This is a genomic window from Candidatus Accumulibacter vicinus, assembly GCF_000584955.1.
GTDB classification, from domain to species: domain Bacteria; phylum Pseudomonadota; class Gammaproteobacteria; order Burkholderiales; family Rhodocyclaceae; genus Accumulibacter; species Accumulibacter vicinus.
Genome location: NZ_JDSS02000051.1, coordinates 19,025 through 20,898 on the forward strand (window position 1 = coordinate 19,025; position 1,874 = coordinate 20,898).

Sequence of the window (1,874 nt, forward strand, 5' to 3'; positions counted from 1 at the left end):
GACCGAGGCGCGTACTCCCCACGGTCGGGCAACGAGCCGATCGGTCAAGTCAAGTCTCACGCGATCGGAGTACAATCCAGGAGTCGGTGCTGGCGGCGCGCCTGGGCGCGCCGCGCCGATTTGATCAAGGCATTGCTCTCGCGCTGTTTTCTCGGCCGGTTTTCTCATCTGGCATTTCCACTCGGAACCCATTTTCTGTAGGCTTGGTCGGCGCCTAGCGGCCGGGTTCGTCCAACAAACGGTTCAGATCGCGGCTCGCTTCGCTCGCGCGATCTAACCTTATTCGTTAGGCGTCACTTGTAACAGTACTTGCATCCAGGACTTCTCGTGCTGCGTACTCTGGTTACCCTCACTCTGGAGAACCACATGCCTATTTCACCGATCATCCTTCTGAAGGGCGAGGGACACTCGCTACAAGTTCTGGCTGACAGGATCCGAATCCTGGCCGGTGCGGAGCAGACGGCCTCGAAGTACGAGGTGTTCGAGTTGAGTGGCCTCGAGGGTAGCGGACCTCCACCTCATAGTCACCCGTGGGACGAAGCGTACTTCATGCTCGAAGGGGAAGTCGAGGTGGTTATAGCTGGGCAGAGCCACCGGGCCACAGCTGGGAACTTTTTCCTTGCTCCGGGCGATACGGTGCACTGCTTTCGGATCGTCGGCGAGTCGGCCCGGTTCCTGGTGTTTACGTCCGGCGCAGGAGCGGGGAACTTCTTTCGAGCGATGGACCGTGAAATCGGCTTCCCGCCGCCTTCCTTCGACAACGTGTGCAGTGTGGCTATTCGCCAGGGACTGACGCTCGCGGCGTAGTGTGCGACGCCTAATCGGGATAGGAGCAAGCCTCGCGGCCTCCCCCTCCTACACCACTGGACGAACGGGTCACGTATCCGGCGGTTCGATGAAGCAAATTCCTACGGGGGCGCAAGGCTCGGCAATCCCATTTGTTCATTGAAATCACCGGCGCTGCGCGGCTTCATCGCGCAGCGTCCGTGTGGACTGCCGGGTTGGGCCTTGGTGCATCAGCTTTGTAGGAACAACGGGTCGGCGCCCCAGATCTCCAGCGATCAAGCGGTAGTACCAAAAGGCCTCGTCGTTCGCCAGGCACTCGCCAAAGCGGGCTGGCGACATGCCCGTGACCCGGCGGATTTCACGCCCCATGTGCGACTGGTCGGCGAAGCCCGCATCGGCGGCGATGGCGGCGAGGTCCGGCGCGCTGCTGTCGTGCGCCTCGCTGCGGCGGATGAATGCCTCCTCGACGCGGATGAAAAGCTGCAGGTCGCGGTAGCTCTGGCCGGTCCAGTCACGGACGCGGCGTTGCAACTGGCGCAGACTCCGCCCGGCGGTCGAATGCGCAGCGCGGGTAGCGAGGGAACGCACCCAATCGCCGAGATAAGGTGCCGGGCTGGCTCGGCCTGGTTCGCGCCATAGGGGCTGGAAATGCGTTTCCAGTGTTGCGAACGGCTCGTCATCGCCGGCGTCGAGGATCGCCTGGCATGCCTGCAAGAGGAGCGGCGGCGCAACCGTTTCCAGCGGCAGATGCTGGTCGAGGTAGGCTTCCATGGGCCGGCAGATAAGGCGGCAGAGGGCTTCGGGATAAAAGCCGACCGATAGCGTATATGTACTGCCCCCGGCGACCAACTGGCTGAAGGGCGGCGTTGCGGCCCGGAAAAGACAAGACGCGGCAAGGCCGGGCCGAGTGTGGGCAGGGGACCCGCCCCACGCTCCTCCACCATATGCAGCGTTCCTTCAAAGATCCATGAGATCACCGCCATCGGCGTCGCCGGGTAGTAATTGAAACGTTCTGCATCGTCAAGCGTACAGCCGCGCGTATCCAGGGTGAATTTGTCCTTCGGGTCAATAGCCGAAGAATCCGTTGG

Annotated in this window: 2 protein-coding genes; one reads left to right on the top strand and one right to left on the bottom strand. The window is 62.3% G+C overall.

Features of this window, described 5'->3' with window-relative positions:
• The first annotated feature begins 366 nt into the window (after positions 1 to 366).
• Positions 367 to 807 (top strand): cupin domain-containing protein, encoded by a 441-nt coding sequence (locus tag CAPSK01_RS24175; protein ID WP_273704174.1) that lies wholly within the window; start codon positions 367 to 369, stop codon positions 805 to 807.
• Positions 808 to 951: 144 nt separating this feature from the next.
• Here CAPSK01_RS24175 and CAPSK01_RS20015 read toward each other — a convergent pair whose 3' ends face one another.
• On the bottom strand, positions 952 to 1,557 hold the full coding sequence (locus tag CAPSK01_RS20015) for a helix-turn-helix domain-containing protein (protein WP_273704175.1): 606 nt from the start codon (positions 1,555 to 1,557) through the stop codon (positions 952 to 954).
• Positions 1,558 to 1,874 lie beyond the last annotated feature (317 nt).